Annotated in this window: 2 protein-coding genes and 1 pseudogene; all 3 read left to right on the top strand. The window is 69.8% G+C overall.

Annotated elements, in window-relative coordinates:
• Positions 1 to 503, top strand: a 503-nt coding sequence (locus E8D38_RS29410) for a calcium-binding protein (protein ID WP_140637614.1), incomplete at its 5' end; no start/stop codon positions are given.
• 48 nt (positions 504 to 551) lie between these two features.
• Positions 552 to 635: pseudogene (locus E8D38_RS29635) on the top strand (hypothetical protein); the annotation flags it as partial.
• Positions 636 to 647: 12 nt separating this feature from the next.
• Positions 648 to 1,269: calcium-binding protein (locus E8D38_RS27985; protein WP_425462831.1), on the top strand; the 622-nt coding region annotated here is incomplete at its 3' end.

Genomic DNA, 1,269 nt, shown 5'->3' with positions numbered 1-1,269 from the left:
ACCTCGAAGGCAACGCCGGCGCCGACCAGCTCAACGGCGGTGAAGGCTCCGACACGCTGCTGGGCGGTGCCGGCAGCGACACGCTCGATGGCGGGCAGGGCAACGACACGCTGACCGGCGGAGCCGGTGACGATACCTACCGCTTCACCGGCCAGTGGGGGGCCGACACCGTCCGCGGCGACGCCGATGGCCGCATCGAAGTCGAAGGGGTGGGCACCCTCAACGGCAGCGGCGCACACCGCGTGGCCGACGATGCCTGGCAAACGGACGACCGGCGCGTCAACTACACGCTGGTCGAGGTACAGCCCGGGCAGAACGACCTGATCATCAGCTTCAGCGACCGCACCGACACCATCCGTATCGAGAACTGGAGTCCGCAGCACAGCGTGGGCACATCAGCCTGCCCGATGCCGAGCAGCCGGCCCCGGCCAGCACCACGCTGGCGGGCGACTTCATCAAGGCCGCCGACGAAGGCGGCGTGGGCTACCTGCGCGATGGCGTGAACTACGTGAACGCGGGCAGCCAGCCCGGCGCGGCGGACCGGTGGCGGCGCCGCAGAAACCCTCCTGGGCCTGGGCGGCAACGATGCGCTGCTGGGCGGAGGCGGTGACGACCTCATCGACGGTGGCGACGGCAACGACGTGCTCATGGGCGGGCTGGGGCGCGACACCATCGACGGCGGCGCCGGCATCGACTTGATCTACGGCTCCAGCAACGGGGAAGTGACCTACCCCACGCGAACGAATGCCGAGCCGCCGAGCACGAACGAACCCGGCGCGTGGTACGGCTTCTCGTGGTACGCCCACGCACGCGCGCAGGAGCCTGGCCTGTTCGAAGCGGGGCGCTACCTGATGCATTCGAGCGTGGTGCGCGACACGCAGCCAGCGGATGCCGGCAACGTGATCGACGGCGGCGCCGGCAACGACGACATCCTGGCCGGTACCGGCAACGACGTCGTGCACGGCGGTGACGACAACGACGACATCTTCGGCATGGCCGGCAGCGACGTGCTGTTCGGCGACGCGGGCCGCGATCGCATTGCCGGCGACGGCACCACCGACGCCGATTGGCTGACCCACACCGCGGCACAGGCCCAGGGGGACGACATCATCAGCGGCGGTGCCGGTGAAGACGAACTGTGGGGCCAGGGCGGCAGTGACGAAATCTACGGAGGCGACGACGCCGACTACATGGTCGGCGACGACCGTGATCCGGTTCGCGCACCCCTGAGCACGCACGGCAACGACTACCTGGATGGTGGTGCCGGGG

Origin of the sequence: Methylibium rhizosphaerae (assembly GCF_006386545.1) — a bacterium.
GTDB classification, from domain to species: Bacteria; Pseudomonadota; Gammaproteobacteria; order Burkholderiales; family Burkholderiaceae_C; genus Pseudorivibacter; species Pseudorivibacter rhizosphaerae.
The sequence above is the reverse complement of the archived record's forward strand: the minus strand, read 5'-3'. Positions and strand labels throughout refer to the sequence as shown.